26 protein-coding genes and 1 pseudogene are annotated in these 26,071 nt (G+C 61.2%); 11 read left to right on the plus strand and 16 right to left on the minus strand.

Annotation, left to right across the window (positions count from 1 at the left end):
* Window positions 1-96: 96 nt before the first annotated feature.
* A complete protein-coding gene (locus K0H47_RS25335) occupies window positions 97-945 on the minus strand; it encodes a MaoC/PaaZ C-terminal domain-containing protein (RefSeq protein WP_177070051.1) in 849 nt (282 codons plus the stop codon).
* A 2-nt stretch (window positions 946-947) separates the two neighbouring features.
* Complete coding sequence (locus K0H47_RS25340; protein ID WP_201142971.1) at window positions 948-2,300, minus strand: 3-oxoacyl-ACP reductase; 1,353 nt, start codon at window positions 2,298-2,300, stop codon at window positions 948-950.
* A 114-nt stretch (window positions 2,301-2,414) separates the two neighbouring features.
* Between K0H47_RS25340 and K0H47_RS25345 the strand changes: the two genes are divergently transcribed.
* Both K0H47_RS25345 and K0H47_RS25350 read left to right on the plus strand, forming a co-directional pair.
* Complete coding sequence (locus K0H47_RS25345; RefSeq protein WP_063033295.1) at window positions 2,415-3,692, plus strand: acetyl-CoA C-acetyltransferase; 1,278 nt, start codon at window positions 2,415-2,417, stop codon at window positions 3,690-3,692.
* Window positions 3,693-3,843: 151 nt separating this feature from the next.
* Window positions 3,844-4,743, plus strand: coding sequence for a PA4780 family RIO1-like protein kinase (locus tag K0H47_RS25350; protein WP_017478460.1), 900 nt, complete (start codon window positions 3,844-3,846; stop codon window positions 4,741-4,743).
* A gap of 143 nt (window positions 4,744-4,886) precedes the next feature.
* Here the strand turns inward: K0H47_RS25350 and cueR are convergent, their stop codons facing one another.
* Together cueR and K0H47_RS25360 are read right to left on the minus strand one after the other, a co-directional pair.
* Window positions 4,887-5,288: a Cu(I)-responsive transcriptional regulator gene (gene cueR / locus K0H47_RS25355; RefSeq protein ID WP_177070053.1), complete on the minus strand. Its 402-nt coding sequence runs from the start codon at window positions 5,286-5,288 to the stop codon at window positions 4,887-4,889.
* Window positions 5,285-7,486, minus strand: coding sequence for a cation-translocating P-type ATPase (locus K0H47_RS25360; RefSeq protein ID WP_219273811.1), 2,202 nt, complete (start codon window positions 7,484-7,486; stop codon window positions 5,285-5,287). Before K0H47_RS25360 ends, cueR begins: the two co-directional genes overlap by 4 nt.
* Before the next feature lie 98 nt (window positions 7,487-7,584).
* Here K0H47_RS25360 and K0H47_RS31215 point away from each other — a divergent pair.
* Window positions 7,585-7,677, plus strand: a pseudogene (locus tag K0H47_RS31215) (outer membrane lipoprotein carrier protein LolA); the annotation flags it as partial.
* Window positions 7,678-7,683: 6 nt separating this feature from the next.
* On the opposite strand, the gene K0H47_RS25365 reads toward K0H47_RS31215, so the two are convergent.
* Window positions 7,684-8,064, minus strand: coding sequence for a hypothetical protein (locus K0H47_RS25365; RefSeq protein ID WP_063033292.1), 381 nt, complete (start codon window positions 8,062-8,064; stop codon window positions 7,684-7,686).
* 147 nt (window positions 8,065-8,211) lie between these two features.
* Between K0H47_RS25365 and K0H47_RS25370 the strand changes: the two genes are divergently transcribed.
* Together K0H47_RS25370 and K0H47_RS25375 are read left to right on the plus strand one after the other, a co-directional pair.
* Entirely contained in the window at window positions 8,212-8,412 is a 201-nt protein-coding gene (locus K0H47_RS25370) for a heavy-metal-associated domain-containing protein (RefSeq protein ID WP_063033291.1), read from the plus strand.
* 86 nt (window positions 8,413-8,498) lie between these two features.
* Window positions 8,499-9,692 carry a multidrug effflux MFS transporter gene (locus K0H47_RS25375; protein WP_063033290.1) on the plus strand — a complete coding sequence of 398 codons (1,194 nt, stop codon included), beginning with the start codon at window positions 8,499-8,501 and terminating at the stop codon, window positions 9,690-9,692.
* A 5-nt stretch (window positions 9,693-9,697) separates the two neighbouring features.
* Here K0H47_RS25375 and K0H47_RS25380 read toward each other — a convergent pair whose 3' ends face one another.
* The 3 genes from K0H47_RS25380 to K0H47_RS25390 all read right to left on the minus strand — a co-directional run bounded on the left by K0H47_RS25380 (window position 9,698) and on the right by K0H47_RS25390 (window position 11,358).
* Window positions 9,698-9,877, minus strand: coding sequence for a hypothetical protein (locus K0H47_RS25380; RefSeq protein WP_063033289.1), 180 nt, complete (start codon window positions 9,875-9,877; stop codon window positions 9,698-9,700).
* A 145-nt stretch (window positions 9,878-10,022) separates the two neighbouring features.
* On the minus strand, window positions 10,023-11,036 hold the full coding sequence (locus K0H47_RS25385) for a zinc-binding alcohol dehydrogenase family protein (RefSeq protein WP_063033288.1): 1,014 nt from the start codon (window positions 11,034-11,036) through the stop codon (window positions 10,023-10,025).
* Window positions 11,037-11,064: 28 nt separating this feature from the next.
* A complete protein-coding gene (locus tag K0H47_RS25390; protein ID WP_218263907.1) occupies window positions 11,065-11,358 on the minus strand; it encodes a putative quinol monooxygenase in 294 nt (97 codons plus the stop codon).
* A 117-nt stretch (window positions 11,359-11,475) separates the two neighbouring features.
* On the opposite strand from K0H47_RS25390, the gene K0H47_RS25395 reads away from it, so the two are divergent.
* Both K0H47_RS25395 and K0H47_RS25400 read left to right on the plus strand, forming a co-directional pair.
* Window positions 11,476-12,405 (plus strand): LysR family transcriptional regulator, encoded by a 930-nt coding sequence (locus K0H47_RS25395; RefSeq protein ID WP_063033286.1) that lies wholly within the window; start codon window positions 11,476-11,478, stop codon window positions 12,403-12,405.
* Between the two features lie 138 nt (window positions 12,406-12,543).
* Window positions 12,544-13,236: a helix-turn-helix transcriptional regulator gene (locus tag K0H47_RS25400; protein WP_219273812.1), complete on the plus strand. Its 693-nt coding sequence runs from the start codon at window positions 12,544-12,546 to the stop codon at window positions 13,234-13,236.
* Here the strand turns inward: K0H47_RS25400 and K0H47_RS25405 are convergent.
* Entirely contained in the window at window positions 13,233-14,186 is a 954-nt protein-coding gene (locus K0H47_RS25405) for an adenosine deaminase (protein WP_008430770.1), read from the minus strand. The genes K0H47_RS25400 and K0H47_RS25405 overlap by 4 nt on opposite strands.
* Before the next feature lie 194 nt (window positions 14,187-14,380).
* Here K0H47_RS25405 and K0H47_RS25410 point away from each other — a divergent pair, with 194 nt between their 5' ends.
* Window positions 14,381-15,469: a calcium:proton antiporter gene (locus tag K0H47_RS25410; protein ID WP_219273813.1), complete on the plus strand. Its 1,089-nt coding sequence runs from the start codon at window positions 14,381-14,383 to the stop codon at window positions 15,467-15,469.
* A 132-nt stretch (window positions 15,470-15,601) separates the two neighbouring features.
* Here the strand turns inward: K0H47_RS25410 and K0H47_RS25415 are convergent, their stop codons facing one another.
* The 3 genes from K0H47_RS25415 to K0H47_RS25425 all read right to left on the minus strand — a co-directional run bounded on the left by K0H47_RS25415 (window position 15,602) and on the right by K0H47_RS25425 (window position 18,170).
* Window positions 15,602-16,960: an 8-oxoguanine deaminase gene (locus K0H47_RS25415; protein ID WP_219273814.1), complete on the minus strand. Its 1,359-nt coding sequence runs from the start codon at window positions 16,958-16,960 to the stop codon at window positions 15,602-15,604.
* Between the two features lie 146 nt (window positions 16,961-17,106).
* Window positions 17,107-17,793, minus strand: a complete 687-nt coding sequence (locus K0H47_RS25420) for an SDR family oxidoreductase (protein WP_076017933.1) — start codon at window positions 17,791-17,793, stop codon at window positions 17,107-17,109.
* A 26-nt stretch (window positions 17,794-17,819) separates the two neighbouring features.
* Complete coding sequence (locus K0H47_RS25425) at window positions 17,820-18,170, minus strand: MerR family transcriptional regulator (protein WP_003211171.1); 351 nt, start codon at window positions 18,168-18,170, stop codon at window positions 17,820-17,822.
* 83 nt (window positions 18,171-18,253) lie between these two features.
* On the opposite strand from K0H47_RS25425, the gene K0H47_RS25430 reads away from it, so the two are divergent.
* Entirely contained in the window at window positions 18,254-18,646 is a 393-nt protein-coding gene (locus K0H47_RS25430) for a hypothetical protein (protein WP_063033281.1), read from the plus strand.
* A 302-nt stretch (window positions 18,647-18,948) separates the two neighbouring features.
* Here the strand turns inward: K0H47_RS25430 and K0H47_RS25435 are convergent, their stop codons facing one another.
* The 4 genes from K0H47_RS25435 to K0H47_RS25450 form a co-directional block, all read right to left on the minus strand.
* Window positions 18,949-19,530, minus strand: a complete 582-nt coding sequence (locus K0H47_RS25435) for a YigZ family protein (protein WP_017478475.1) — start codon at window positions 19,528-19,530, stop codon at window positions 18,949-18,951.
* 12 nt (window positions 19,531-19,542) lie between these two features.
* Complete coding sequence (locus K0H47_RS25440; protein ID WP_003211175.1) at window positions 19,543-20,202, minus strand: TetR/AcrR family transcriptional regulator; 660 nt, start codon at window positions 20,200-20,202, stop codon at window positions 19,543-19,545.
* 87 nt (window positions 20,203-20,289) lie between these two features.
* A complete protein-coding gene (locus K0H47_RS25445; RefSeq protein ID WP_201142969.1) occupies window positions 20,290-21,684 on the minus strand; it encodes a uracil-xanthine permease family protein in 1,395 nt (464 codons plus the stop codon).
* 86 nt (window positions 21,685-21,770) lie between these two features.
* Entirely contained in the window at window positions 21,771-22,691 is a 921-nt protein-coding gene (locus tag K0H47_RS25450; RefSeq protein ID WP_010174131.1) for a LysR family transcriptional regulator, read from the minus strand.
* Window positions 22,692-22,817: 126 nt separating this feature from the next.
* On the opposite strand from K0H47_RS25450, the gene K0H47_RS25455 reads away from it, so the two are divergent.
* The gene (locus K0H47_RS25455; RefSeq protein ID WP_063033278.1) at window positions 22,818-24,167 is read left to right on the plus strand and encodes an aspartate aminotransferase family protein; all 1,350 of its coding nucleotides are present in this window, start codon (window positions 22,818-22,820) and stop codon (window positions 24,165-24,167) included.
* Window positions 24,168-24,206: 39 nt separating this feature from the next.
* Window positions 24,207-25,700 (plus strand): CoA-acylating methylmalonate-semialdehyde dehydrogenase, encoded by a 1,494-nt coding sequence (locus tag K0H47_RS25460; protein WP_201142968.1) that lies wholly within the window; start codon window positions 24,207-24,209, stop codon window positions 25,698-25,700.
* The last annotated feature ends 371 nt before the right edge of the window (window positions 25,701-26,071 follow it).

Raw genomic sequence — 26,071 nt, forward strand, 5'->3', positions numbered from 1 at the left:
GGTTTAGAAGCTGCGAGGTGTTTAAAATCATAGGGTTAATAAAGATAGCGAGCTATCGATAGCCCGCTATAACTTAGGATGTATATATACAATTTATCAGGAGATTGGCCGCCAACGCCCGGCCATGTGTTCAATATCCCCAGCACCCTTTAGTTGAAACTCACCACTTGAGCCCGCAGCACTTGTCAATAAAGTTACCTCGCTGGGCAAACGCACCGGTTTTTTAAACTCGACGTCTATTTCGATATTGGCCGCAGGCAAATGCTCGCTCAGCGCGGCCAGTGCGCGTGCCTTGTTCCACAACCCATGGGCGATGGCCTGAGGGAAGCCAAACAACTTGGCAGTGAGAGCGCTCAAGTGAATCGGGTTGTAGTCGCCGGACACCCGGGCGTAGCGGCGGCCGATGTCGGCGGGGGCTTTCCAGCGGGTCAGCTCGCTGACGCTGGTAGGGGCTTGCAGGGTGTGGTCCGCCGCAGCCCCATCGAGCTTCACCCCGCGACAGAGCATTCGGCTTTCGGCTTCCCACAGCAGCCCCAGTGAATCCTCGACCGTGGTCACGATATCGAAGGTCGCGCCCTTGGCATGGGGCTGCAAGTTCTGCGTGTAGACACCGACGGTCAGGTCACTCACACCTCCCATTGGGCGCAGGATGCGGATCCGGTTGCTCAGGTGGATCAACCCCAGCAGCGGGAATGGAAACGCCTTGTCGGTGAGCAATTGCATCTGCAGGCCGAACGCCAGGATATGGGGATAAGTGGCCGGCAGTACCGGGCTCTCGGCAAACCCGCAGACCTTGCGATAGGCGTCCACATCCTTGGGGTTAACGCTGACCCGGCAGCGCAGCCCTTGTTGCGGCAACGTGGTACCGGTGATCTTGCGCTTGAGCGCCGCACGCCAATACAGCGGCGGCAGAAACGGGGTGCTGCCTAATGTGTGCCACTCCATGCTTACGCTCCCAATAGACTTTGCCCACACACCCGCAACGCTTGCCCGCTGACCGCGCCCGATCCAGGTTGGCCGAGCCAGGCCACCGCTTCGGCAACGTCCTGGGGCAAGCCGCCCTGGCCCAGGGAGCTCATGCGCCGCCCGGCCTCACGCAAGGCGAAGGGAATATGTGCGGTCATCTGGGTTTCGATGAAGCCTGGGGCCACGGCGTTGATGCTGATCCCGCGTTCCCCCAGCAACGGCGCCCACGCCTGTGCCAGGCCGATCAGCCCCGCCTTGCTCGCGGCGTAGTTGGTTTGCCCGCGGTTGCCGGCGATTCCGCTGATGGACGCCAGCAGCACCACGCGGCCGTTGTCGTGAAGGGTGCCGCTGTCCAGCAGCGCCTTGGTCAGCACTTGCGGCGCGTTGAGGTTGACTGCCAATACCGCGTCCCAGTATTCGGGCGTCATGTTGGCCAGGGTTTTATCGCGAGTGATGCCGGCGTTGTGCACCACGATGTCGAGGCCGTCCGGCAGGTGTTCGATCAACTGGGTGGCGGCGTCTTCGGCACAGATATCCAGGGCGACGCTGCGGGCGCCCAGGCGCGCGGCCAGGGCATCGAGGTCGGCCTTGGCTTGGGGCACGTCCAGCACAATCACCTCGGCGCCGTCACGAGCCAGGGTTTCGGCAATCGAGGCACCGATGCCTCGGGCCGCCCCGGTCACCAGTGCCTTGCGCCCGGCCAGTGGTCGGGTCCAATCCTCGACCTGGGTCGGGCAGGCATTCAAACGAATCACTTGGCCGGAGATGTAGGCGCTTTTGGGTGACAGGAAGAACCGCAACGCACCTTCCAGCTGGTCTTCGGCGCCTTCGCCCACATACAGCAACTGCAGGACTCCGCCGCTGCGCAGCTCTTTCGCCAACGAGCGGCTGAAGCCTTCAAGGGCGCGCTGGGCGCTGGCGGCGAACGGGTCGCTGAGGCGTTCCGGAGCGCGGCCAAGGATCACCAGATGCGCGCTGTGATCGAGGTTCTTCATCAACGGCTGAAAGAATTCCCGCAGCTGCTTGAGTTGATCGGTGTGCTGCAACTGGCTGGCGTCGAACACCACGGCCTTGAGCTTGGGCCCGTGGCCGGGAATCCAGGTGGTTGCCGTCGACGATTCGGTGCCGTAGCTATAGATAGCGTCGGTCAGCTTATTGGCGAATGGCAGGATTTTTGTTGCCAGCGGGCCGCCGCCGATCAGTAGCGCACCCTCCACCGGGCGCAGGCGTCCGGCCTGCCAACGTTCCAGGCGCACCGGTGACGGCAGGCCAATGGCGGCGACCAGGCGATGGCCGAGGCTGGAGTTGGCGAAGTCGATATAACGGTCAGACATGGAACGCTCTCCGAGTGCTGGGGTTCAAACGGTGGACCATCAATAGGTGAAAGTCGTTCGATTGAGCCTAGGCTAGGCTCAGAGATTCACCCCATAACCTCAAGGGAGCTTTCCATGACTCAATTGCGCCGTGTAGCGATCATTGGCGGTAACCGCATCCCCTTCGCCCGCTCCAATGGCCCTTACGCCACGGCGAGCAACCAGGCGATGTTGACCGCCGCCCTGGAAGGCCTGATCGAACGCTACAACCTGCACGGCCTGCGCATTGGCGAGGTGGCCGCCGGGGCGGTGCTCAAGCATTCCCGGGACTTCAACCTGACCCGCGAGTGTGTACTGGGCTCGCGGCTGTCACCACAAACCCCGGCCTACGATATCCAGCAGGCTTGCGGCACGGGGCTGGAAGCCGCGTTGCTGGTGGCGAACAAGATTGCCCTGGGGCAGATCGAAAGCGGGATTGCTGGCGGCGTCGACACCACGTCTGATGCGCCGATCGGGGTGAATGAGGGGTTGCGCAAAATCTTGCTGCAGGCCAATCGCAGCAAATCCATGGCGGATAAATTAAAAGTCCTGTTACAACTTCGCCCCCATCACCTTAAGCCGGAACTGCCGCGCAACGGCGAACCGCGCACCGGGTTGTCCATGGGCCAGCACTGTGAATTGATGGCGCAGACCTGGCAGATCCCCCGCGCCGAGCAGGATCAGCTGGCGTTGGAAAGCCACCACAAAATGGCCGCGTCTTACGCTGAGGGCTGGCAAAACGATTTGCTCACGCCCTTTCTTGGCCTGACCCGCGACAACAACCTGCGCCCTGACCTGACCCTGGAAAAACTCGCCAGCCTCAAGCCGGCCTTCGAGCGCAGCGAAAAGGGCACCCTTACCGCCGGTAATTCGACGCCGTTGACCGATGGCGCCTCGTTGGTGCTGCTGGGCAGTGAAGCCTGGGCCAAGGAGCGCGGCTTGCCGATCCTCGCCTACCTGCGCGATGGCGAAGCGGCGGCGGTAGATTTCGTCAACGGTGCCGAAGGCCTGCTGATGGCGCCGGTGTACGCCGTGCCGCGCTTGCTGGCCCGCAATGGCCTGACGCTGCAGGACTTCGATTACTACGAGATCCACGAAGCTTTCGCTGCCCAAGTGTTGTGCACGCTTAAGGCCTGGGAAGATCCGGAATACTGCAAGACCCGCCTGGGGCTGGACGCACCGCTGGGCTCCATCGACCGCAGCCGCTTGAACGTCAAAGGCAGCTCATTGGCCGCCGGTCATCCGTTTGCCGCCACTGGCGGGCGGATCGTCGCCAACCTGGCCAAGCTGTTGGACGCGGCTGGCAAGGGCCGGGGCCTGATCTCGATCTGCGCCGCCGGAGGCCAGGGCGTCACCGCGATTATTGAGCGCTGATCTCGGCTATGATTCGGCCGCCGGTCAATTTGGCATATTGGATGCATTCTTAAGCGGTCAAAGGTCGGTACCCTCTCCCCGCGGCGAGAGGATTGCCGTATAACGAGTGCCATACGCGTGTTTGGTAATAAAGGACCCACAATAAAAGCTGATGAAGACTCCTAAACGCATTGAACCCCTGATCGAGGACGGTCTGGTCGACGAGGTGCTGCGCCCACTCATGAGTGGTAAAGAAGCAGCTGTTTACGTGGTGCGCTGCGGCAACGAGTTACGTTGCGCCAAGGTCTACAAGGAGGCGAATAAACGAAGTTTTCGTCAGGCGTCCGAATACCAGGAAGGCCGTAAGGTCCGCAACAGCCGCCAGGCCCGGGCCATGGCCAAGGGCTCCAAGTTCGGCAAAAAAGAAACCGAAGACGCCTGGCAGAACGCCGAAGTAGCAGCGCTGTTTCGTCTGGCCGGTGCGGGCGTTCGCGTGCCCAAGCCGTACGACTTCCTTGAAGGCGTGCTGCTGATGGAGTTGGTGGCCGATGAATACGGCGACGCGGCGCCACGGCTGAACGACGTGACGCTGGAGCCGGACCAGGCCCGCGAATACCACGCCTTCCTGATTACCCAGATCGTGCTGATGTTGTGTACCGGCCTGGTGCACGGTGACCTTTCCGAGTTCAACGTGCTGCTGACGCCGACGGGCCCGGTGATCATCGATCTGCCCCAGGCGGTGGATGCGGCGGGCAACAACCACGCGTTCACCATGCTGGAACGGGATGTGGGCAACATGGCTTCCTACTTCGGGCGCTTTGCCCCGGAGTTGAAGAAGACCAAGTACGCCAAGGAGATGTGGGCGCTGTACGAAGCCGGCACTCTGCACCCGGCCAGTGTCTTGACCGGCGAGTTCGACGAGCCGGAAGAGCTGGCTGACGTGGGCGGTGTTATCCGCGAGATCGAAGCGGCGCGGCTCGATGAAGAGCGTCGCCAGGCGATCCGTGCGGCCGATGATGCTCCACCGAGCAAAGCGTCGGAAGAGCCACCGCCGCCGCCTTGGATGCAGTGATCCAATAACCGGGAAGGATCCCGGTCCATGTGGGAGCTGGCTTGCCTGCGATAGCATCACCTCGGTTTGGCTGACAGACCGAGGTGACTGCATCGCAGGCAAGCCAGCTCCCACATTTGTTTTGTGCAGTCAGTAAAGTCTCGTCAGGCGCAACAACTGCCTGACGCCAACTCCTTGAGAATCGGGCAATCCGGCCGATGATCACCCTGGCAGTGTTCCACCAGGTCCTGCAACGTATCGCGCAACTGCCCCAACTCGCGGATCTTCTGGTTCAGCTCATCGATGTGCTGGCGGGCCAGCGCCTTCACGTCGGCACTCGCGCGCCCTCGGTCTTGCCAGAGGGTCAGTAGCTTGCCGACCTCCTCAAGGGAGAACCCCAGGTCCCGCGATCGCTTGATAAACGCCAGGGTGTGCAAATCATCGGCGCTATAAATGCGGTAGCCGCTGTCGGTGCGATGGGCGGCTTTCAACAAACCGATGGACTCGTAGTAACGAATCATCTTGGCACTCAGGCCGCTTTGGCGTGCTGCTTGGCCAATGTTCATGGACGTTCGTCCTCCAGATCCTTGGGTTTCCAGGTTTTCAACAGCAGCGCATTACTCACCACGCTGACACTGGACAGGGCCATGGCCGCGCCGGCCATCACCGGGTTGAGCAGGCCGAACGCGGCCAGCGGAATGCCGATCAAGTTATACACAAAGGCCCAGAACAGATTCTGTCGAATTTTCGCATAGGTCTTGCGACTGATTTCCAGGGCGGCGGGCACCAGTCGTGGGTCGCCGCGCATCAGGGTGATCCCGGCGGCGTGCATGGCCACGTCGGTACCGCCGCCCATGGCGATGCCGATGTCGGCCGCGGCCAGGGCCGGTGCGTCGTTGATGCCATCGCCGACCATCGCGACGACGCCGGTCTTTTTCAGCTCGGCGACCGTGGCGGCCTTGTCGGCGGGCAGTACTTCGGCGTGCACTTCATCGATGCCCAGGGCGTCGGCGACCACGCGGGCGCTGCCACGGTTATCGCCGGTCAGCAGGTGGCTGCTGATATGCCGCGCCTTGAGTGCTTGTATCGCTTGCAGGGCGCCCGGTTTAAGCGTGTCACCGAAGGCGAACAAACCCAGTACGCGAGGCTGCGGGCCTTGCTCGATCAGCCAGGACAAAGTGCGGCCTTCGGCCTCCCAGGCGCTGGCCGAGTCGGCGAGATCACCGGTGCTCAAGCCGGTTTCTTCCAGCAGGCGACGGTTGCCCAGCGCCAGTTGCCGACCGTCGAGAGTGCCTGCGATGCCGCGCCCGGTCAGGGACTGGCTGGCGCTGACATCTGCGACGTTCAAGCCTTGATCGGCACAGGCATCCAGCACCGCCTTGGCCAGCGGGTGTTCACTGCCACGTTGCAACGCGCCGGCCTGTTGCAGCAGGACCGCTTCATTGCCATCGACGGCGGCCAAGTGCGCAATTTTCGGGGTGCCGGAGGTCAGGGTGCCGGTCTTGTCGAACACCACGGCGCTGACTTCATGGGCGCGTTCCAGGGCTTCGGCGTCCTTGATCAGAATGCCATGGCGGGCGGCGACGCCGGTGCCGGCCATGATGGCGGTGGGAGTTGCGAGGCCAAGGGCGCAAGGGCAAGCGATGACTAACACGGTCACGGCATTGATCAGCGCAACTTCCAACGGCGCGCCATACAGCCACCAGCCGATCAGCGTGGCCACGGCCAGCACCAGCACCACCGGCACGAACACCTGGCTGACTTTATCCACCAGCTTCTGGATCGGAGCCTTGGCGGCCTGGGCGTCCTCCACCAGGCGGATGATCCTTGCCAATACGCTCTCTGCACCAAGAGCCAGGGTGCGCACCAGCAGCCGGCCTTCGCCGTTGATGGCGCCGCCGGTGACGGCATCGCCAGGCTGCTTCGGCACCGGCAGACTTTCACCGCTGATCAGCGCCTCGTCGGCATGGCTCTGGCCTTCAACTACTTCGCCGTCCACCGGGAAGCGTTCGCCGGGTTTGACCAGCACCAGGTCATTCAGCTTGAGGGCGGTGATGGCAACGTCCTGCTCGCGGCCATCGATCACTTGAATCGCCCGCTCCGGGCGCAAGGCTTCCAGGGCGCGGATGGCACTGGCGGTCTGGCGCTTGGCGCGGCTCTCCAGGTATTTGCCCAGCAGCACCAGGGCGATCACCACGGCCGAGGCTTCGAAATACAGATGGGGCATCGTGCCGGCGGACGCTGTGAGCCATTCATAGATACTCAGGCCGTAACCGGCGCTGGTGCCGATGGCTACCAACAGGTCCATATTGCCGGCCCCAGCGCGTACGGCTTTCCAGGCGGCGATATAGAAGCGTGCGCCGAAGATGAACTGCACCGGGGTGGCCAGGGCAAATTGAACCCAGGCCGGGAGCATCCAGTGCAGGCCGAACGGTTGCACCAGCATCGGCAGCACCAACGGCGCGGCGAGCAGGATCGCCAGCAGCAGAGACCAACGCTCATGGCTCAGGCGTTGTTCCTGGCTGGCCTGGGTGGCGGTTTCGCTTTGGGGCAGGGTGGCGGTGTAGCCGGCCTTGTCGACGGCGGCGATCAGCACGCTGGGGTCCATTTGGCCGAGCACTTCAATGTGGGCGCGTTCGTTGGCCAGGTTGACGCTGACGCTTTGCACCCCGGGCACTTTGCCCAGTGCCCGTTCAACCCGCCCGGCACAGCTGGCGCAGGTCATGCCGCTGATCGGCAGGTCGAAGGTGGTGGATCCGTTCATGGGCAGTACTCCAGGAGAGATTGCCCATAGGATCAACCTTGACCTGTGGGGAAGGTCAAGGCACTTTTTACTGTAGGAGCGAGGGGGACGCCTAGTGCTTGCTCGCGAAGGTCGTGAACGATAACGCGCCTATCCTGAATGAACGCGGCGCTCTCAGGTTTTTCGCGAGCAAGCTCGCTCCTACAGGTTTTCGGGGCTTAATACTCCAGTGCTGCCGGCTTCAGGTACATGCCGTCCGGACCTTGCGCGATACGCAACTTGCGCACGTCGCCCGCCTTTAATGTGATGTTTTGCGCAGGTGGCGCGAGCATGCCCGGCAAGCACCCCTGGGATTGCCCCGGCAACAACTTCAGGCGCAACGACACATTCCCGGCCGGCAAGTTGAACGAGGTGGCCTGCTCCTGGAACAGCCGCCCGGCCAACTGGTCCTGGATGTACAAGCCAATCTCGCAGTTGGTGGGCACTTCCAGGCGCTCCCGGGAAATAATCAGCACCGCATAATCTTCATCTGCGCTGACCGGTGGCACAGCAGCAAACAAGCCCATCAGGCTGACAAGGCCAAAAAACGACCAGCGCATGGTGAATTCTCCGAGGTTTACATCGTGGATAGGTGCAGCTTGGCCGAGGGCGCGAATGAATGCCAGCCCGGCCGATGTTTTCAGAACTTGACCTTGCCATCGTGGCAAGGTCAAAACTGCGGGCAACCTCATCAAAGGAGTCATGTCATGCAAGTATTCAGCGTTGAAGGAATGACCTGCGGCCACTGCGTTCGCTCGGTCACCCAGGCGGTGCAGGATAAGGACCCGGCGGCCAGCGTGCGCGTCGACCTCGCGGCAAAGGAAGTCGGCGTGGAAAGCAGCCTGCTGTCGCCGGCGGAGGTGATCAACCTGATCAGCGAGGAAGGCTACAGCGTCAAGCTCGCCTGACTTTCTGATAGTTAGCGAGCTAACTTAATGTTCAAGGCACCCATGCCCGGCTAGACTGTCGGGCTGCCGACTCACCTGGGTGCCTGATGAACCTTCGTATAATTCTGATTTTGGGGGCCTTGAGCGCGTTTGCGCCGTTGGCCATCGACTTCTACCTGCCGGGTTTTCCGGCCATGGCCGTGGCATTCGGTACCGACGAAAAACACATTCAGCTGACCTTGGCCGTGTACTTCACGGGCCTGGCAATCGGCCAGTTGATCTATGGGCCGCTGGCGGACCGCTTTGGTCGACGCGGGCCGCTGCTCAGCGGTGTCACCCTGTTTACCCTGGCGTCGTTCGCGTGTGCGTACGCGCCTTCCCTGGAGTGGCTGATCGGCGCGCGTTTCGTCCAGGCCTTGGGCGGTTGCGCAGGCATGGTGATCTCCCGGGCGGTGGTCAGCGATAAATGCGACGCGGTGGGCTCGGCCAAGGTGTTTTCCCAATTGATGCTGGTCACCGGGCTGGCCCCGATCCTCGCGCCGTTGGCGGGCGGGGTGATGGTCGGTATCTGGGGCTGGCAGTCGATATTCCTGGCGCTGACGGCATTCAGCGTGATGGCGGCCATCGCGGTAGCGGTCGGGCTGCCGGAAAGTTTCCCGGCCCATCAACCGCGCCAGCCGCTTTCGGGCGCGTTGCGCCAGTACGGTCGGTTGCTGTCGGACCGGGTGTACCTGGGCTATGCCTTGACCGGTGGCATCTCGATTGCCGGCATGTTTGCCTACATCGCGGGCTCGCCTTTCGTCTTTATCAAACTCTATGGCGTGCCCGCCGAGCACTATGGCTGGGTATTCGGCTCCAACGCCGCCGGCTTTATCCTGGTGGCACAGGTCAATGCGCGTCTGCTGGCCTCGCGCGGCCCGGCGTTTCTGCTGTCGCGCACGGTGTGGGTCTACCTGGCGGCGGGCCTGTCGTTGCTGGCCATTACCGCTTTGCGCACTGACGCCTTGTGGCCACTGCTGGTACCGCTGTTTATCTGCATCGCCAGCCTGGGCTGCATTCTGCCGAATACGTCGGCCTGCGCTATGAGCGGGCAGGGCGCACGGGCGGGCAGCGCGTCGGCGTTGCTCGGGTGCATTCAGTTCGGTGTGGCAGCAGGCGCTGCATCGTTGGTCGGCGTGTTGCACGACGGCACGGCGATGCCGATGGCAATGGTCATCAGCTTGTGTGGCGTGCTTGCGGTGACGTTCGCGATGCTGACCCGGCGCCTGCAGCGCCAACGGGCACTGCAAGCGGCGGACTGAGCGGGTCAGCCAGCAGAACGCTGCTGGCTTTCGGGGAATCGGTGAGGGGCCTGGATACGGGTTTGCAGGGTGTCGGCAAACGCGCGGGCTTCGGCCTCACTGCGGAAGGTAAAGGCGTTGTGGTCGAGACGGACCTGCCATTTGTTGCCTTCGGATCTTGCTAGCGCTTTTATCAGGATCTTCATTGCTGACTTCCTCACGTAAATTGCGTGGCAAAGGCGGCCAATATAAACCCGAATACGCTCACAAATATGACAAGGATCAAGTCTCTGACTAGCGGTGTCGTCCATTACTCACATGAATAACAGACGACACTGACAGAACCTTTCGTTAGAACCCTTCCAGCACGATCTTGCCCTTGGCCTTGCCGCTTTCCAGCAGTTCGTGGGCGCGGCGCAGGTTGGCCGCGTTGATCACGCCAAAGTGCTCGCCCACCGTGGTTTTCAGGGTGCCGGCGTCGATCAGTTCGGCGACGCGATTGAGCAGGTTGTGCTGCTCGATCATGTCACTGGTCTCGAACATCGAGCGGGTGTACATGAACTCCCAATGCAGCGACAGGCTCTTGCGCTTGAGCTTGCTGACGTCCAGCACCTTGGGATCATCGATCAGCGCCAGTTTGCCCTGGGGAATCAGCGCTTCCACCAGTTGGTCCAGGTGCTGGTCGGTCTGGGTCAGGCTGGCGACGTAGTTCACCTGCGGATGGCCGGCGTTTTTCAGCTCTTCGCTCAGCGGTTTGCTGTGGTCGATCACCAGGTCGGCGCCCAGGTCCTTGGCCCACGTTTGGGTTTCAGGGCGGGAGGCGGTGCCGATGACTGTCAGGCCGGTGAGCTGTTTCGCCAATTGGGTCAGGATCGATCCCACACCACCGGACGCACCGACGATCAGCAGGCTTTGGCCTTCGTCGGTCTTGCCTTCACGCACCTGCAGGCGTTCGAACAGCAACTCCCAGGCGGTGATGGCGGTCAGCGGCAGGGCGGCCGCGTCGGCGAAACCCAGGGTTTTCGGCATGTGGCCGACGATGCGCTCATCCACGGTGTGCAGTTCGCTGTTGCCGCCGGGACGTACCAGGGAGCCGGCGTAGAACACCTTGTCACCGACCTTGAACAGGCTCACTTCACTGCCCACGGCCTTGACCACACCGGCCACGTCCCAGCCCAGCACTTTGGCTGCACCGTTTTCCGGGGCGACGTTCTGGCGCACCTTGGTGTCCACCGGGTTCACCGAGATGGCTTTGACTTCCACCAGCAGGTCGCGGGGGCCGGCGACCGGTTCGGGCAGTTCGATGTCTTGCAGGGACTTTGGATCGTTGATGGGCAGTGCGGCGTAGTAGGCAATGGCTTTCATGAGGGTTTCCAAAAAAGGGGGCGGTTGATCAGGCAAGAAACTTCAGGCGCTTGAGTTCGAAATGCTCGAGCACGTCGGCAGCCTTGGCGCGGAAATTCTGGATATGCGCGCTCTGGTCGTGGTCGGCCAGTGCGGCGTCGTCACTCCAGCGTTCGAGCATGTAGAAGGTATCGGGGTGTTGCAGGTCCTGGTGCAGGTCGTACTGCTGGCAGCCGGCTTCGATGCGGGTGGGTTCCAGCAGTTCGCGCAGCAAGGTTTCCAGGGTGGCCTGTTGGCCGGGTTTGGCGATCAGCGTGGCGATGACGTTAAAGGCAGCGGACATATTCGACTCCAGACACGTGATGAACGGGATGGACAGATGATTGGCTATTTCTCTGGAAGATAAAACCCGCTAAAAGAGCAGTCTCTTTCAATGTTTTTTTGATAATGGGCGGTCAGGGTGCTGCGTTTTGATGACTTGCAGTTGTTTGTGCGTGCGGCAGACCTGGGCAGCCTTTCGGCGGCGGCGCGGGTAATGGACATGTCGGCGGCGGTGGCCAGCGCGGCGTTGAAGCGTATCGAGCAGCAACTGGGCGCACGTTTGCTGGCGCGCTCCACCCGCAGCCTGCGCCTGACCGCCGAGGGTGAAGGCTTTCTGGAATACGCCCGAGCTGCCCTGAGCAGCCTGGATGAAGGCCGGCGCTTATTGGCCAGTGGCCAGGACCAGGTCAGCGGGGTGCTGCAACTGTCGGCGCCGTCGGACTTTGGGCGTAATCAACTGTTGCCTTGGCTGGATGAGTTCCAGCGTGAATACCCCGACCTGAGCGTACGCCTGCTGTTGGGCGACCGGATTGCCGACCTGTTCCGCCAGCCGGTGGACATCGCCTTGCGCTACGGTGAACCCGAAGACTCCAGCCTGATCGCGCTGCCCATCGCCCCGGACAACTACCGCGTGCTCTGCGCCGCCCCCAGCTATCTGGCGCGGCATGGCGAACCGCGCCATCTGGAGCAGCTCACCCAACACAATTGCCTGCTGTATATGCTCGGCAGCCGGGTGCATGACCATTGGGGTTTCAACGATGGCAAGCGCGACGTCAGCCTGACGGTGACCGGTGACCGATTCAGTGACGACGCCGATGTGGTGCGGCGCTGGGCGGTGGCTGGGGTGGGTATCGCCTACAAGTCCTGGCTGGATGTGAGCTCTGATGTGCTGGCCGGGCGCCTGCGCCTGATCCTGCCGGAGCTGCGGGGCGAGCGCACGCCGCTCAACCTGTTGTGCGCCCATCGAGCGCAGCTGAGCAAGCCGATCAATCTTCTGCGGGAAATGCTCGTTGCTCGTTGTGCGACATTGACTGCGCAGTTGCCGGAGCGGTCGGCCTCTACACCCTGACTCCGGGAATATCGGGAAATTTCCTTCAGCCTCTGTCCTTGGTTGCGCTGTAAGACGGCACGGAACCGGGCGTTTTCACGCTTATACTTTTCTGCGAACTGCAGCAGACGAATGATTCAACAGGGAGTGAATGAGCACATGGAACAGGCACCTTGCATCAGTCAGATTGCCACTTTGCTGGCGGACCCGAAACGTACCGCAATGGTCTGGGCGTTGATGGATGGCTCGGCCAAACCCTCCGATGAATTGGCTCTACTGGCGGGGCTGTCGCCGGCCTCGGCCAATGCTCACCTGACGCGATTGACGGCCGGCGGCCTGCTGCGCGTCGAAGCCCGTAGCGGCAAACGCTTTTTTCGTGTGGCCGCTGCCGACGTAGGGGCTGCCGTGGATGCCTTGGCCTGTACCACCATGGCCAGAATCGCCCGCAGCACGCCCGCTCATTCCCAGTCCCTGATTGCGCCTGCGGCATTACGGCGGGCCAGGCTTTGCCAGGGGCATCTCGGTGGCGAGCTGGCGGCGGGGTTGTATCAACGGATGATGACGGCAGGGTGGATCGAGCGTGCGGAGCAGCGCACGGAAGTGACGCCCCTTGGCGCACGCAAACTCGCAGCGCTGGGGATTTTTACCCAGGCACTGGCTCAGCCGATCGTGTGCGATTGTTTTGATTGGAGCGAACAGCAGCCGCACCTGGGCGGTGCATTGGGGGTCGCGCTGTTGCAGCTGTGTTTGCAGTCGAACTGGGTCAGTGTGATCAATGAGTCCCGGGCGCTGCAGGTCAGTGAAGCCGGGCAACTGGAAATTGCCCGGCTCGCCAGACCGGTCGGTGATTAAGGCTTGACCAACCGTGCATCCAGGCTGTTTTGCGCCAGACGTTTGGCCTGGTCCTGGGTCATGCCCAGGGAGGTGTACAGCGCATGGAAGTTCTCGGTGACATAACCGCCGAAGTACGCCGGGTCATCCGAGTTCACCGTGACCTTCACCCCACGCTCGAGCATGTCGAGGATGTTGTGTTGCGACATGTCGTCGAACACGCACAGCTTGGTGTTGGACAACGGGCACACTGTCAGCGGGATCTGCTCGTCGATGATCCGCTGCATCAGGCGTTCGTCTTCAATGGCGCGTACACCATGGTCGATACGCTGGATTTTCAGCAGGTCGATGGCTTCCCAGATGTACTCCGGCGGGCCTTCTTCGCCGGCGTGGGCGACGGTCAGGAAACCTTCGTGACGGGCACGATCGAACACGCGCTGGAACTTGCTCGGCGGGTGACCCATTTCCGAACTGTCCAGACCCACGGCAACAAACGCATCACGGAACGGCAGCGCCTGGTCGAGGGTTTTCTCGGCCTCTTCTTCGCTCAAGTGGCGCAGGAAGCTCAAGATCAAACCACTGGTGATGCCCAGTTGTTGCTCGCCGTCTTTCAACGCGGCAGCGATGCCATTGAGCACCACTTCGAAGGGCACGCCACGGTCGGTGTGGGTCTGTGGGTCGAAGAACGGTTCGGTGTGGATCACGTTCTGCGCCTTGCAGCGCAGCAGGTAGGCCCAGGTCAGGTCGTAGAAGTCCTGGGAGGTGCGCAGTACATCGGCGCCCTTGTAGTACAGGTCGAGGAACTCTTGCAGGTTGTTGAAGGCGTAGGCCTTGCGCAGGGTTTCGACGTCGTTCCACGGCAGCGCGATCTTGTTGCGTTCGGCCAGGGCAAACAGCAGCTCAGGCTCCAGCGAGCCTTCCAGGTGCAGGTGCAATTCAGCCTTGGGCAGGGCGTTGAGCCAATCGTACATTTATAAATTCTCATCAGGTGCAATGGCGGCATTCTACAGGCGCACGCCGAAATAATCGGCAAAACCTGACCAAGCGGTGAGCATCCGCGATCGTCGTGCAAGCGATGCGTGAACTAAGGTGTAACGAAACGTTAGCGGCGCGGTGCAGTCTGTACCCCATCAATGACGGATTCGCCGCGTTCAAAAGGCCTGCAATGCTCACATCTATCAAGCAAGAAAAATTCATGCTGCTGGCGCTGATTGCCGCCATCGCCGCTTACCCGCTGGAGCACTGGATGCTTGGCAGCGGGCAGATGGTGGCGCTGCTCAGCGGCATCGCGCTGATCGGCTTTATCGTCGTGGCCTCGATGCGCGTGGCCCATCACGCCGAGCAACTGGCGGAAAAGGTCGGCGACCCCTACGGCACCATGATCCTGACCCTCGCCGCAGTGCTGGTAGAAGTGGTGATCCTGGCGATCATGATGAGCAACGAGCCGTCGCCGACCCTGGTGCGCGACACCATTTATTCGGCGGTGATGCTCGATATCAACGGCATCCTTGGCCTGGCTGCACTGATGGGCGGGATCAAGCATGGCGAACAGTCCTACAACGACGATTCGGCACGCACCTACAGCGTGATGATCCTAACCGCCATGGGCGTGTCGATGGTGGTGCCGGAATTTATTCCCGAGGCCGATTGGAAAATCTACTCGGCCTTCACCATTGGCGCGATGGTGGTGCTCTACACGTTGTTTCTGCGGATGCAGGTGGGGCCCCATAGTTATTTCTTCAGCTACAGCTACCCGGAAAAGCGCCGCAAGAAACAGCCGGAAGAAGAGTCGCCGCCGATCAACCTGGCGTTCTCCATCGGAACCCTGGTGTTTGGCGTGATCGTGATTGGCACGTTGGCCGAGGTGATGTCCAAGACCCTCGACCTGGGCCTGGAAGGAACGGGTGCCCCACCGGTGATCACGGCGATCATCGTGGCGGCGATTTCCGCTGCGCCGGAGATTTTGACCGCGTTGCGCGCGGCGCTGGCCAACCGCATGCAGTCGGTAGTGAATATTGCGCTGGGTGCGTCGCTGTCGACGGTGATCCTGACAGTGCCGGTGATGGAAGCCATGGCCTTGTACACCGGCCAACCGTTTCAGATGGCAATGACGCCGGTGCAGACGGTGATGGTGTTTATTACGCTGATCGTCAGCGCGATCAACCTCAACGATGGCGAAACCAATGCCATCGAAGGGATGACTCATTTTGTGTTGTTTGCGACGTTTATCATGCTGTCGCTGCTTGGACTGTAACCAGTCCTGGGTACACCGCTGATCAAAGGTGGGAGCTGGCTTGCCTGCGATACCATCACCTCGGTGCAACTGAGAGACGGAGGCGCCTGCATCGCGGGCAAGCCCGGCTCCCACATTTGATCTGTGCTTGGCTTAGATCCCGCTGATCAGCGCACGCGCCGCCTGGCTGTGATCGGCAATCAAGCCTTTCAGGTCCAGGCCCTCGACCTGCCCGTCGATCACTCGCCATTTACCGCCAACCATCACCCGGTCCGCCCGGTCGGCGCCGCACAGCAGCAGGGCTGAGATCGGGTCGTGGCTGCCGGAAAAGCGCAGCTCATCCAGTTTAAACAACGCCAGATCGGCCTGTTTGCCTACGGCCAGTTCGCCGATGTCGCTGCGACCAAGTAACTGCGCCGAGCCTTTTGTAGCCCAGCCCAATACCAGCTCCGGGGTGATCTTTTCCGCGCCGTAACGCAGGCGCTGGATGTACAGGGCCTGGCGCGTTTCGAGGATCATGTTCGATGCATCGTTGGATGCCGAACCGTCCACGCCCAGGCCAATGGGCGCGCCGGCGGCGAGCAGGTCGAGGGTCGGGCATATTCCGGAAGCCAGGCGCATGTTCGAGCTCGGGCAATGGCAGATCCCGGTACCGGCCGCACCGAGGCGCGCGATTTCTTCCGGGTTGAAGTGAATGCCATGGGCCAGCCACGTGCGCGGGCCGAGCCAGCCGACGCTGTCGAGGTAGTCCACGGTGCGCAAGCCGAAACGCTGCAGGCAGAAGTCTTCTTCGTCGAGGGTTTCTGCCAGGTGGGTGTGCAGGCGCACGTCGAGGTTGTTGGCCAGTTCGGCGCTGGCTTCCATGATTTCCGGGGTGACGGAAAACGGGGAGCAGGGCGCCAGGGCGATCTGGATTTGTGCGCCGTCGCCGCGCTCGTGGTACTGACGGATCAGGCGGCGGCTGTCTTCAAGGATCACCTCGCCCTGCTGCACGGTTTGTTGCGGTGGCAGCCCGCCGTCGGCTTCGCCCAGGCTCATGGAACCGCGAGTCAGCATGGCGCGCATACCCAGTTCGCGCACGCTGTCGACTTGCACGTCGATCGCCTGTTCGAGGCCGTCCGGGAACAGGTAGTGGTGGTCTGCCGCGGTGGTGCAGCCTGAGAGCAGCAATTCAGCCAGGGCCACTTTGCTCGCCAGGGCGAGTTTTTCCGGGGTGAGTCGGGCCCAGACCGGGTACAGGGTTTTCAACCAGGGGAATAGCGGCTGGTTAACTACCGGTGCCCAGGCGCGGGTCAGGGTTTGATAAAAGTGATGGTGAGTGTTGATCAGCCCCGGAAGGACGACATGCTCGCGGGCATCGAAGACTTGTCCGCAGGGCATGGCAGGCTCTTGGCCGAGGCCAAGGACTTTGACGATCACACCGTCCTGCAGCACCAGGCCGCCACGGGCGTCGAGGCCATTGGCGGTGAAAATCGCGAGGGGGTTTTTTAACCAGATACGGGTCGCAGGCATTGGCCGGCTCCTCTGAATGATGGGTTCAGGTTTGCCAGCTCAGTGTTGCCCTGTCTGCTGATCCAGGGTCGCCGGGAAGGGCGAGGTGCGCAGTTTACGTGTGGATCGTTATCGACGGCAATCGGCCGATAACGATCCCGGGTTGTTTACCAGGCGATGGTCTCGCCTTTGTAGTCCACAAAGTGATGGCCGCCCTTGCCGCTGTAGGCATTCACTTGGTCGATCAGGCCGCGCACGCTGGTGGGCACGTCGATGTGTGCGTTTTCGCCGCCCATGTCGGTTTTCACCCAGCCCGGGTGCAACGACAGTACGGTCAGTTTCTGGTCGCCCAACTGGGTGACGAAACTGTTGGTCATGGAGTTGAGGGCGGCCTTGCTGGCTTTGTAGAGCGCCAGGTCCGAGCCGTCGGGGATGGTCACGCTGCCGAGGATCGAACTCATAAAGGCCAACACGCCAGTATCGGGGCGGATCTGCCCGACGAAACGCTGGGCCAGGTTGATTGGCGCCACGGCGTTGGTGAAGAACAGTTGGCCGACTTCAGCCAGGGTGGCGTGGCCCGGTTCCTGATTGGCCGGGCCTTTGACGCCGGCGTTGACGAACAGCAGGTCGAAGGTTTTTGCCTTGAGGCGCTGGCTCAGGGCGATCACGGCCTGTTGGTCATCCATGTCGAGCTTTTCGATCTGGACCGGGCCCAGGGCCTTCAAGGCATCGGCCTTTTGCGGATCGCGCACGGTGGCGGTGACGTCCCAGCCGTCCGCCAGCAGTTGCTTGGCCAGGCCAAGGCCCAGGCCCCTGGAGGCGCCGATAATCAGTGCGGTTTTTGAAGTGGACATGAATGGCTTCCTTTGACGGTGGAGGTTCACGGGTTCAGTGGACAACGCTGGCCGAGCCTTTGCTGCAACTCCTGGCGCAGTTGGTCGAGTTCGGCGATGCGGGTTTCGATCAGGTTGAGCTTGTCTTGCAGCAGTTGGGTCACGGCGCTGTCGGGGTCTGGAGCTTGCCATAGTGCGCCGACGCTGTTGCCGATTTCACCCAGGCTGAAGCCCAGGCGCTGGGCGGTCTTGATGTAAAGCACCAACTGCACCATGTCGGCGGGATAGTCACGGTAACCGTTGGCACTGCGTTGCGCGGCAATCAATCCGCGTTGTTCGTAGAAGCGCAGGGTGTCGCGGCTGACCTGGCTGGCCTGGGCTAATTCGCCGATACGCATGCAGAGGGCTCGAAGGGGCTTGACCCTGGAGCATACTCCAGGCTTTAGCGTGCTGGCTTCTTGAATTGAAGGAGCTTGCTGCTATGTGGACTGCACACCAATACCGTCAACTGGTTCGGGCCAGCGGCTGGTACGACTTGATCGTCACCGCGGCGCTGGTCACCCCCTGGACCTTTGTTCTGCTGCACAACGCCTTGGTGGCGTTGAATCTGCCCGGCGAACTGCCACCGTTCGCGCCAGTGCATATGTTGATGGCCAACCTGATGGGCTCGATTGTGTGCGTGTGGTCAGTGCTGCGAATCCGCGATCCCCAAGCGATATTTGGCCGCTATGACGCGGCCGGCCGGGTGTTATTTGCCACTTGGCAGATTTACGCGCTGGCCCACGGCGCAAGTTTAGTGCTGGTGATTGTCGTGGTGTTTGAAGTGCTGTGGGCGGTAGCGCAGTTGATGCCGGTGCGCCGTCCGGCAAGTTGATCAAAAAATGCTCAGTTACGCCGGGGCGTTGCGGGCTCTACCGCCGGCTCACTCTTGCACGGGTTATCCACAGGTTGCTCCACAGTAATTGTGCGCAAGCGTGTTCGGTGGATATAAGCGCTGCGGCCCTTTGTTCTAAAGGACATAACCCGCCTAACTGACTGTTTTTGAGCCGGATTAATACTTTAGTGTGGCGGGCTGAGCAAAAACTGAACAACCGCCTGAAAGCCTTGTGACAGAAGGGTTACAGGCGAGTGTGCTCAGGTTATCCACAGGCAGGTGCACAGCAGATGTGGGCAGTTTCAGCGCTCTAGCAGAATGCGCCCGCGGCTCAGGTCGGCGAGCTGAGTTTGCAAGGTGTCGATATGCGCTTCGCCGAGGGCCAGTTGCAGGTCGACGCCATTGGCGGTGAAGGTTTCTTCCATCACCAGCCCGCCCAGTTCGGCCACCCGTAGCTTCACCAACTGCAGCTCGGCAAAACCACAGGAGCAACTCAGTGGCACACGTTTGATCAGCTCGACGCGTTCGGCCGCTTGCAGGCACTTGTTGGCGCCGCCGCCATAGGCCCGGGCCAGGCCGCCGGTGCCCAGTTGGATGCCGCCGTACCAGCGGATCACCAGCACTACGACCTGGTCGCAGTCCTGCGCTTCGATCGCGGCCAGGATCGGGCGCCCGGCCGTGCCGCCGGGCTCGCCGTCATCGTTACTGCGGTATTGATCCCCCAGTTTCCAGGCCCAGCAGTTGTGCGTGGCATTCAGGTCGCTGTGCTGGTCGATGAAGGCCTGGGCGTCCTGGGGGCTGCTGATGGGGGCGGCGAGGGTAATGAAGCGGCTTTTGCGAATTTCTTCGCGAAACTCGCAAAAGCCGGTAAGCGTGAAAGGCATGGGTAACTTCGTTTAGAGGGCCGGCTTGATGCCACAGCCTTTGAGAATGATGTGGATAAGGTTGGTGCCAGCGTCTTCCATGTCCTGCTTGGTCAGCTTGGTGCGACCGGTCACGCGGCAGATTTGCGTGGCAAAGTCGGCGTAATGCTGGGTGCTGCCCCACAGCAGGAAGATCAGGTGCACGGGGTCGATGGGGTCCATCTTGCCTGCGTCGATCCAGGCCTGGAACACCGCCGCACGGCCGCTGAACCAGGCGCGGTAGTCCTGGCTGAAATATTCGGTCAGGCATTCACCGCCACTGATGATCTCCATCGCAAAGATCCGCGAGGCTTGTGGCTGGCGGCGGGAGAATTCCATCTTGGTGCGGATGTAGCGGGTCAGCGCTGCGGCCGGGTCGTCCTCGGCCGTCAGGGTGTTGAAGGTGCTGTCCCAGAGTTCGAGGATGTTACTGAGCACGGCAATGTACAGGCCCAGCTTGTTGGTGAAGTAGTAGTGCAAGTTGGCTTTCGGCAACCCGGCACTCGCCGCGATGGTGTTCATGCTGGTGCCTTTGTAGCCATGACGGGCGAACTCGTCTTCGGCAGCCTGCAAAATCGCTTGTTCGTTCTTTTGCCGAATGCGGCTTGCAGGTTTTCCGGCGTGGTTGCTGTGGGCAGGAACTTCGAGGCTCATGGAGGTTTCCGTGCAGATCGATGAATACGACGTGTGCACAGATAACCCACCCTCAAGCCCCAGACAAGTCCCGATACGATAAAACCGTCAAAGCGGCTCCAGAGTGTCGCTTTCCAGGGCCCGGTTTGCGGCATCTGCGGTGGCTTTGGGTTCAGGCAGTAACAAGCACAACGCAATGGCGGTCAGGCCGCCGCTGGTGATGGCGGAGTCGAACAGGTTCTGCACCAGCGTTGGCATCAGGTGCAGCAGGTTCGGTTGGGCCGCGATCCCCAGGCCGACGCCAAACGAGGTGGCGATGATCAGCATGCTGCGCCGGTCCAGCGGGGCCTGGGCGAGGATGCGCACGCCGGCGGCGGCGACACTGCCGAACATCACCAGGGTTGCCCCACCCAGCACCGGCTTGGGGATTTGTTGCAGCACCGCGCCGATCAGCGGAAACAGCCCGAGGCAAAACAGCACCACGCCGATGTACAGGCCGACGTAACGGCTGGCGACGCCGGTCAGTTGGATCACGCCGTTGTTCTGGGCAAAGGTGGTGTTGGGGAAGGCGCTGAAGGTGGCGGCGATCATGCAGCTGATGCCGTCCCCCAGCACGCCGCCCTTGAGCCGGCTTATATAGGAAGGGCCGCTGATGGGTTGGCGGGCGATCATGCAATTGGCGGTGAGGTCGCCGACGGTTTCGATGGTGCTGATCAGATAAATCAGTGCCACCGGCAGGAAAGCGCTCCAGTCGAAGTTGAAACCGAAGTGAAACGGTGTGGGCAGGCTGATCAATGGCAAGTCAGGCAGCGCTTGGGGCACCAGTTTTCCGCTGAACCAGGCGGCGAGGCTGCCCAATGCCAGGCCAATGATAATGGCACTGAGGCGTACCCATGGGGTGTTCGAGCGGTTGAGCAGGATGATGGTCATTACCACGAACACACCGAGTGCCAGGTTGGTCGGGGCGCCGAAGTCCGGGGCGTTGAAGCCGCCACCCAAGTCGGTGATACCGACCTTGATCAGGCTGATGCCAATCAGGGTGATGACGATGCCGGTGACCAGGGGTGTGATCACTCTTCTCAGTTGGCCGATAAACCGGCTCAACACCACCTGCACGGCTGCACCGAAGAAGCACACGCCAAAGATCATCGCCAGGATGTCTTCCGGGCTGCCGCCGCGTTGCTTGACCAGAAAACCTGCCGACAACACCGCACCGAGAAACGCGAAGCTGGTGCCTTGCAGGCAGATCATCCCGGCGCCAATGCCAAACGGCCTACGCGCTTGAATGAAGGTACCTACACCGGAAACCATCAATGCCATGCTGATCAGGTAGGGCAGGTGAGCGGTCAGGCCGAGGGTGGAGCCGATGATCAGTGGGGGAGTGATGATGCCGACAAACGCGGCCAGTACATGCTGCAACGCAGCAAGCAATGCAGGCAAAGGTTTGGGCCGATCGTTGAGGCCGTAGATCAGGTCACTTGGGTTTTCGGATTCTGGCGACATGGTGGGGAGCTCATGGCTGATGGTTCGAGATCCCCTTGTCTTGCAAAAAGCTGTCCAGCTGCTCAGGTTTTTCTGCGAGGCCCGTGTTAGCGCGTTGCGGCCAGACTTTCGAGGAAGCTTTCCAGCACCAAATGAGGGCGACGGCCCTTGCGCGTGACCGAAGCGAGGCTCAAATCGTAAAAGCGTGTAGCTGGTTTCAGCGCGCGCAGTCGGCCTTGTTGTACCCACAGACTGGCGTAGTGGTCGGGCAGGTAGCCGATGTAGCGGCCGGTCAGGATCAGGAAGGCCATGCCTTCGCGGTCCGAGGCGCTGGCGGTGCAGTTGAGTGCCTGGTAGTGCGCCTGGATATCGGCGGGCAGGCGGAAGGTCGGGGCGATGGCGTCCTGGCTGTTGATGCGTTCGTCGTCCAGTTGCTTGTCGTCGGCGTAAAACAGCGGGTGGCCGACTGCGCAGTACAGCAGCGAGCGTTCGCTGTACAGCGGCTGGTATTCAAGCCCCGACAGGGCGCTGGCCTGGGGGACTACGCCGACGTGCAGGCGACCGTCGAGCACACCTTGTTCGACTTCATTGGGGGCGATCATGCGGATCTGGATCTGTACGTCCGGGCCGCGCTCCTTCAATTGCGCCAAGGCGTGGGTGATGCGCATGTGGGGCAGGGTGACCAGATTGTCGGTCAGGCCGATGATCAGCTCGCCGCGCAAGTGCTGGTGCAGGCCGTTGACCTCGGTGCGGAAACTTTCCAGGGCGCTGAGCAGCTGCAACGCCGACTGGTACACCTCGCGCCCTTCCTCGGTCAGGGAAAACCCCGCCCGCCCGCGTTGGCACAGGCGTAGGCCGAGGCGTTGCTCAAGATCACTCATTTGCTGGCTGATGGCCGAGCGACCAATCCCCAGGACGGTTTCCGCCGCCGAGAAGCCGCCGCATTCCACCACGCTGCGAAAGATGCGCAACAGGCGGATATCGAAGTCGCTGACTTGGGCCAGTGGGTCGGGTCGACGGCTGCTCATAGTTTAGTGAAGGCCTGACTGAAGGTTAGAAGAGTTGGATTTCACCGACTTTATCCCCGTGGCAATTTAGCTGCAACAACGCTTTTCAAATCCCTACGCTGCCTTTCGCCTTGCGAGGTTTTGCTCATGAACATGCCCGAAAACGCTCCGTCCACCCTGGCCAGCCAACTGAAGCTGGACGCGCACTGGATGCCGTACACCGCCAACCGCAACTTCCATCGTGACCCGCGTCTGATCGTGGCGGCCGAGGGCAGCTGGTTGACCGATGACAAGGGGCGCAAGGTGTATGACTCGTTGTCGGGTCTTTGGACCTGCGGCGCCGGGCACACCCGCAAGGAAATCCAGGAAGCGGTCTCCAAGCAACTGGGTACGTTGGACTACTCGCCGGGCTTCCAATACGGTCATCCATTGTCGTTCCAACTGGCAGAAAAGATTACCGACCTGACCCCGGGTAACCTGAACCACGTGTTCTTCACCGACTCCGGCTCCGAGTGTGCCGATACCGCCGTGAAGATGGTGCGTGCGTACTGGCGCCTGAAAGGCCAGGCGACCAAGACCAAGATGATCGGCCGTGCCCGTGGTTACCACGGTGTGAACATCGCCGGTACCAGCCTGGGCGGCGTCAACGGCAACCGTAAGATCTTTGGTCAGGCGATGATGGATGTTGACCATCTGCCTCACACCCTGTTGGCGAGCAATGCGTTCTCCCGTGGCATGCCGGAGCTGGGCGGTATTGCCTTGGCGGATGAGCTGCTCAAGCTGATCGAGTTGCACGATGCGTCGAACATCGCCGCAGTGTTTGTTGAACCGATGGCAGGCTCTGCTGGCGTGCTGGTTCCGCCACAGGGTTACCTGAAGCGTCTGCGTGAGATCTGCGATCAACACAACATCTTGCTGGTCTTCGACGAGGTGATCACCGGCTTCGGTCGTACCGGTTCGATGTTTGGTGCTGACAGCTTCGGTGTGACCCCGGACCTGATGTGCATTGCCAAGCAAGTCACCAACGGTGCGATTCCGATGGGCGCGGTGATTGCCAGCACCGAGATTTATCAGACGTTCATGAATCAGGCGACGCCTGAGTACGCGGTGGAATTCCCACACGGTTACACCTACTCGGCTCACCCGGTGGCCTGCGCGGCCGGCCTGGCGGCACTCGACCTTCTGCAGAAGGAAAACCTGGTGCAGAGCGTGGCCGAAGTCGCACCGCATTTCGAGAATGCGCTGCACGGCCTGAAGGGCAGCAAGAACGTGATCGACATTCGTAACTACGGCCTGGCCGGTGCGATCCAGATTGCGCCGCGTGACGGTGATGCGATTGTGCGTCCGTTCGAAGCCGGCATGGCTTTGTGGAAAGCCGGCTTCTACGTGCGCTTTGGCGGCGATACCTTGCAGTTCGGGCCAACCTTCAACAGCAAGCCGCAGGACCTGGATCGCTTGTTCGATGCGGTCGGCGAAGTGCTGAACAAGATCGACTGATTTCTCCTTCTATATAGAACAACTTTTCAGGAGCCCTGCATGAGCCTCATCCAGCATTTGATCAACGGCCAATTGGTGACCGAGAACGGTCGCACGGCTGACGTGTATAACCCGTCGACTGGCCAGGTGATTCACCAGGTGCCGTTGGCCAGCCGCGAAACCATTCAAAGCGCCATCGACTCGGCCAGGGCGGCCTTCCCGGCCTGGCGCAACACGCCACCGGCCAAGCGTGCCCAGGTGATGTTCCGTTTCAAGCAATTGCTGGAACAGAACGAAGCGCGGATCTCCCAACTGATCAGCGAAGAGCACGGCAAGACCCTGGAAGATGCGGCGGGTGAGCTGAAGCGTGGGATCGAGAACGTGGAGTACGCGTGCTCGGCGCCGGAAATCCTCAAGGGTGAGTACAGCCGTAACGTTGGCCCGAACATTGACGCATGGTCTGACTTCCAGCCGTTGGGTGTGGTGGCGGGTATTACGCCGTTCAACTTCCCTGCAATGGTGCCGCTGTGGATGTATCCACTGGCGATCGTCTGCGGCAACTGCTTCATCCTCAAGCCGTCGGAACGTGATCCAAGCTCGACGCTGCTGATTGCACAACTGTTGCAGGAAGCCGGTTTGCCTAAAGGTGTGCTGAGCGTGGTGCACGGCGACAAGGGCGCGGTGGATGCGCTGATCGAAGCGCCGGAAGTCAAAGCGTTGAGCTTTGTGGGTTCGACGCCGATCGCCGAGTACATCTATTCGGAAGCTACCAAGCGTGGCAAGCGTGTACAGGCGCTGGGCGGGGCGAAGAACCATGCGGTGCTGATGCCGGATGCAGACCTGGATAATGCAGTCAGCGCCTTGATGGGCGCGGCCTATGGTTCGTGCGGTGAGCGTTGCATGGCGATCTCTGTTGCCGTGTGTGTCGGCGACCAGGTAGCGGATGCGTTGATTGCCAAGTTGGTGCCGCAGGTCAAGGCGCTGAAGATTGGTGCGGGCACTTCCTGTGGCTTGGACATGGGGCCGCTGGTGACTGGCCAGGCGCGGGATAAAGTCAGTGGCTATATAGAAGACGGCGTTTCTTCGGGCGCTGAGTTGGTGGTCGACGGGCGTGGGTTGAGTGTTGCGGGCCATGAAGAAGGTTTCTTCCTGGGCGGTAGCTTGTTCGATCGCGTGACCCCAGAGATGCGTATCTATAAAGAAGAGATCTTCGGGCCGGTGCTGTGCGTGGTTCGGGTGAGCAGTCTGGAAGCGGCTATGCAACTGATCAACGATCACGAGTATGGCAATGGTACCTGCATCTTCACCCGTGACGGTGAGGCGGCGCGGTTGTTCTGTGACGAGATTGAAGTGGGCATGGTTGGCGTCAACGTGCCGTTGCCGGTGCCGGTGGCGTATCACAGCTTTGGTGGCTGGAAGCGTTCGCTGTTTGGCGACTTGCATGCCTATGGGCCGGATGGGGTGCGTTTCTACACCCGTCGCAAGGCGATTACCCAGCGCTGGCCGCAACGGGCCAGCCATGAGGCGTCGCAGTTTGCCTTTCCCAGCTTGTAAGTTCGGTCAGTAGAAGGCCGGCCCCTTGGGGCCGGCCTTTGCTTTTCAGGGCTTTTTTGACCGATATGACAGTATTGTGAAAAAAGGTGTTGACGGCAGATTCTGGAAGTCTATAATTCGCCCCACTTCCGGCGCAGTCGAAACGGAAAACTCCTTGGTAAACAAAGAGTTATGTAGGTTTCGACAGCGAGCTGCTTCAGATCATCGAAGCCCAGAAGGAGTTAGTAAGGCCGTGTTGTTTGGCTCTATTAACGGTTCGATCTTCTCGGTCGAAAGCGGAGAAAAAGAGGTGTTGACAGCGGCGTGTAACGCTGTAGAATTCGCCTCCCGCTAACGAGAGATCGGAAGCGCAAGTGGTTGAAGTTACAAAG

This window comes from Pseudomonas sp. Xaverov 83 (genome assembly GCF_019352905.1).
Classification (GTDB): Bacteria; Pseudomonadota; Gammaproteobacteria; order Pseudomonadales; family Pseudomonadaceae; genus Aquipseudomonas; species Aquipseudomonas yamanorum.

Coding starts and splice junctions, on each gene's coding strand:
- K0H47_RS25415 (WP_219273814.1), bottom strand. CDS start 16,960: ATGCCTGCGACCCGTATCTGGTTAAAAAACCCCCTCGCGATTTTCACC.
- K0H47_RS25345 (WP_063033295.1), top strand. CDS start 2,415: ATGACTCAATTGCGCCGTGTAGCGATCATTGGCGGTAACCGCATCCCC.
- K0H47_RS25365 (WP_063033292.1), bottom strand. CDS start 8,064: ATGCGCTGGTCGTTTTTTGGCCTTGTCAGCCTGATGGGCTTGTTTGCT.
- K0H47_RS25430 (WP_063033281.1), top strand. CDS start 18,254: ATGTGGACTGCACACCAATACCGTCAACTGGTTCGGGCCAGCGGCTGG.
- cueR (WP_177070053.1), bottom strand. CDS start 5,288: ATGAACATTGGCCAAGCAGCACGCCAAAGCGGCCTGAGTGCCAAGATG.
- K0H47_RS25360 (WP_219273811.1), bottom strand. CDS start 7,486: ATGAACGGATCCACCACCTTCGACCTGCCGATCAGCGGCATGACCTGC.
- K0H47_RS25420 (WP_076017933.1), bottom strand. CDS start 17,793: ATGTCCACTTCAAAAACCGCACTGATTATCGGCGCCTCCAGGGGCCTG.
- K0H47_RS25380 (WP_063033289.1), bottom strand. CDS start 9,877: ATGAAGATCCTGATAAAAGCGCTAGCAAGATCCGAAGGCAACAAATGG.
- K0H47_RS25455 (WP_063033278.1), top strand. CDS start 22,818: ATGAACATGCCCGAAAACGCTCCGTCCACCCTGGCCAGCCAACTGAAG.
- K0H47_RS25445 (WP_201142969.1), bottom strand. CDS start 21,684: ATGTCGCCAGAATCCGAAAACCCAAGTGACCTGATCTACGGCCTCAAC.
- K0H47_RS25385 (WP_063033288.1), bottom strand. CDS start 11,036: ATGAAAGCCATTGCCTACTACGCCGCACTGCCCATCAACGATCCAAAG.
- K0H47_RS25460 (WP_201142968.1), top strand. CDS start 24,207: ATGAGCCTCATCCAGCATTTGATCAACGGCCAATTGGTGACCGAGAAC.
- K0H47_RS25450 (WP_010174131.1), bottom strand. CDS start 22,691: ATGAGCAGCCGTCGACCCGACCCACTGGCCCAAGTCAGCGACTTCGAT.
- K0H47_RS25390 (WP_218263907.1), bottom strand. CDS start 11,358: ATGTCCGCTGCCTTTAACGTCATCGCCACGCTGATCGCCAAACCCGGC.
- K0H47_RS25335 (WP_177070051.1), bottom strand. CDS start 945: ATGGAGTGGCACACATTAGGCAGCACCCCGTTTCTGCCGCCGCTGTAT.
- K0H47_RS25425 (WP_003211171.1), bottom strand. CDS start 18,170: ATGCGTATCGGCGAATTAGCCCAGGCCAGCCAGGTCAGCCGCGACACC.
- K0H47_RS25435 (WP_017478475.1), bottom strand. CDS start 19,530: ATGCCTTTCACGCTTACCGGCTTTTGCGAGTTTCGCGAAGAAATTCGC.
- K0H47_RS25410 (WP_219273813.1), top strand. CDS start 14,381: ATGCTCACATCTATCAAGCAAGAAAAATTCATGCTGCTGGCGCTGATT.
- K0H47_RS25350 (WP_017478460.1), top strand. CDS start 3,844: ATGAAGACTCCTAAACGCATTGAACCCCTGATCGAGGACGGTCTGGTC.
- K0H47_RS25405 (WP_008430770.1), bottom strand. CDS start 14,186: ATGTACGATTGGCTCAACGCCCTGCCCAAGGCTGAATTGCACCTGCAC.
- K0H47_RS25440 (WP_003211175.1), bottom strand. CDS start 20,202: ATGAGCCTCGAAGTTCCTGCCCACAGCAACCACGCCGGAAAACCTGCA.
- K0H47_RS25400 (WP_219273812.1), top strand. CDS start 12,544: ATGGAACAGGCACCTTGCATCAGTCAGATTGCCACTTTGCTGGCGGAC.
- K0H47_RS25375 (WP_063033290.1), top strand. CDS start 8,499: ATGAACCTTCGTATAATTCTGATTTTGGGGGCCTTGAGCGCGTTTGCG.
- K0H47_RS25370 (WP_063033291.1), top strand. CDS start 8,212: ATGCAAGTATTCAGCGTTGAAGGAATGACCTGCGGCCACTGCGTTCGC.
- K0H47_RS25340 (WP_201142971.1), bottom strand. CDS start 2,300: ATGTCTGACCGTTATATCGACTTCGCCAACTCCAGCCTCGGCCATCGC.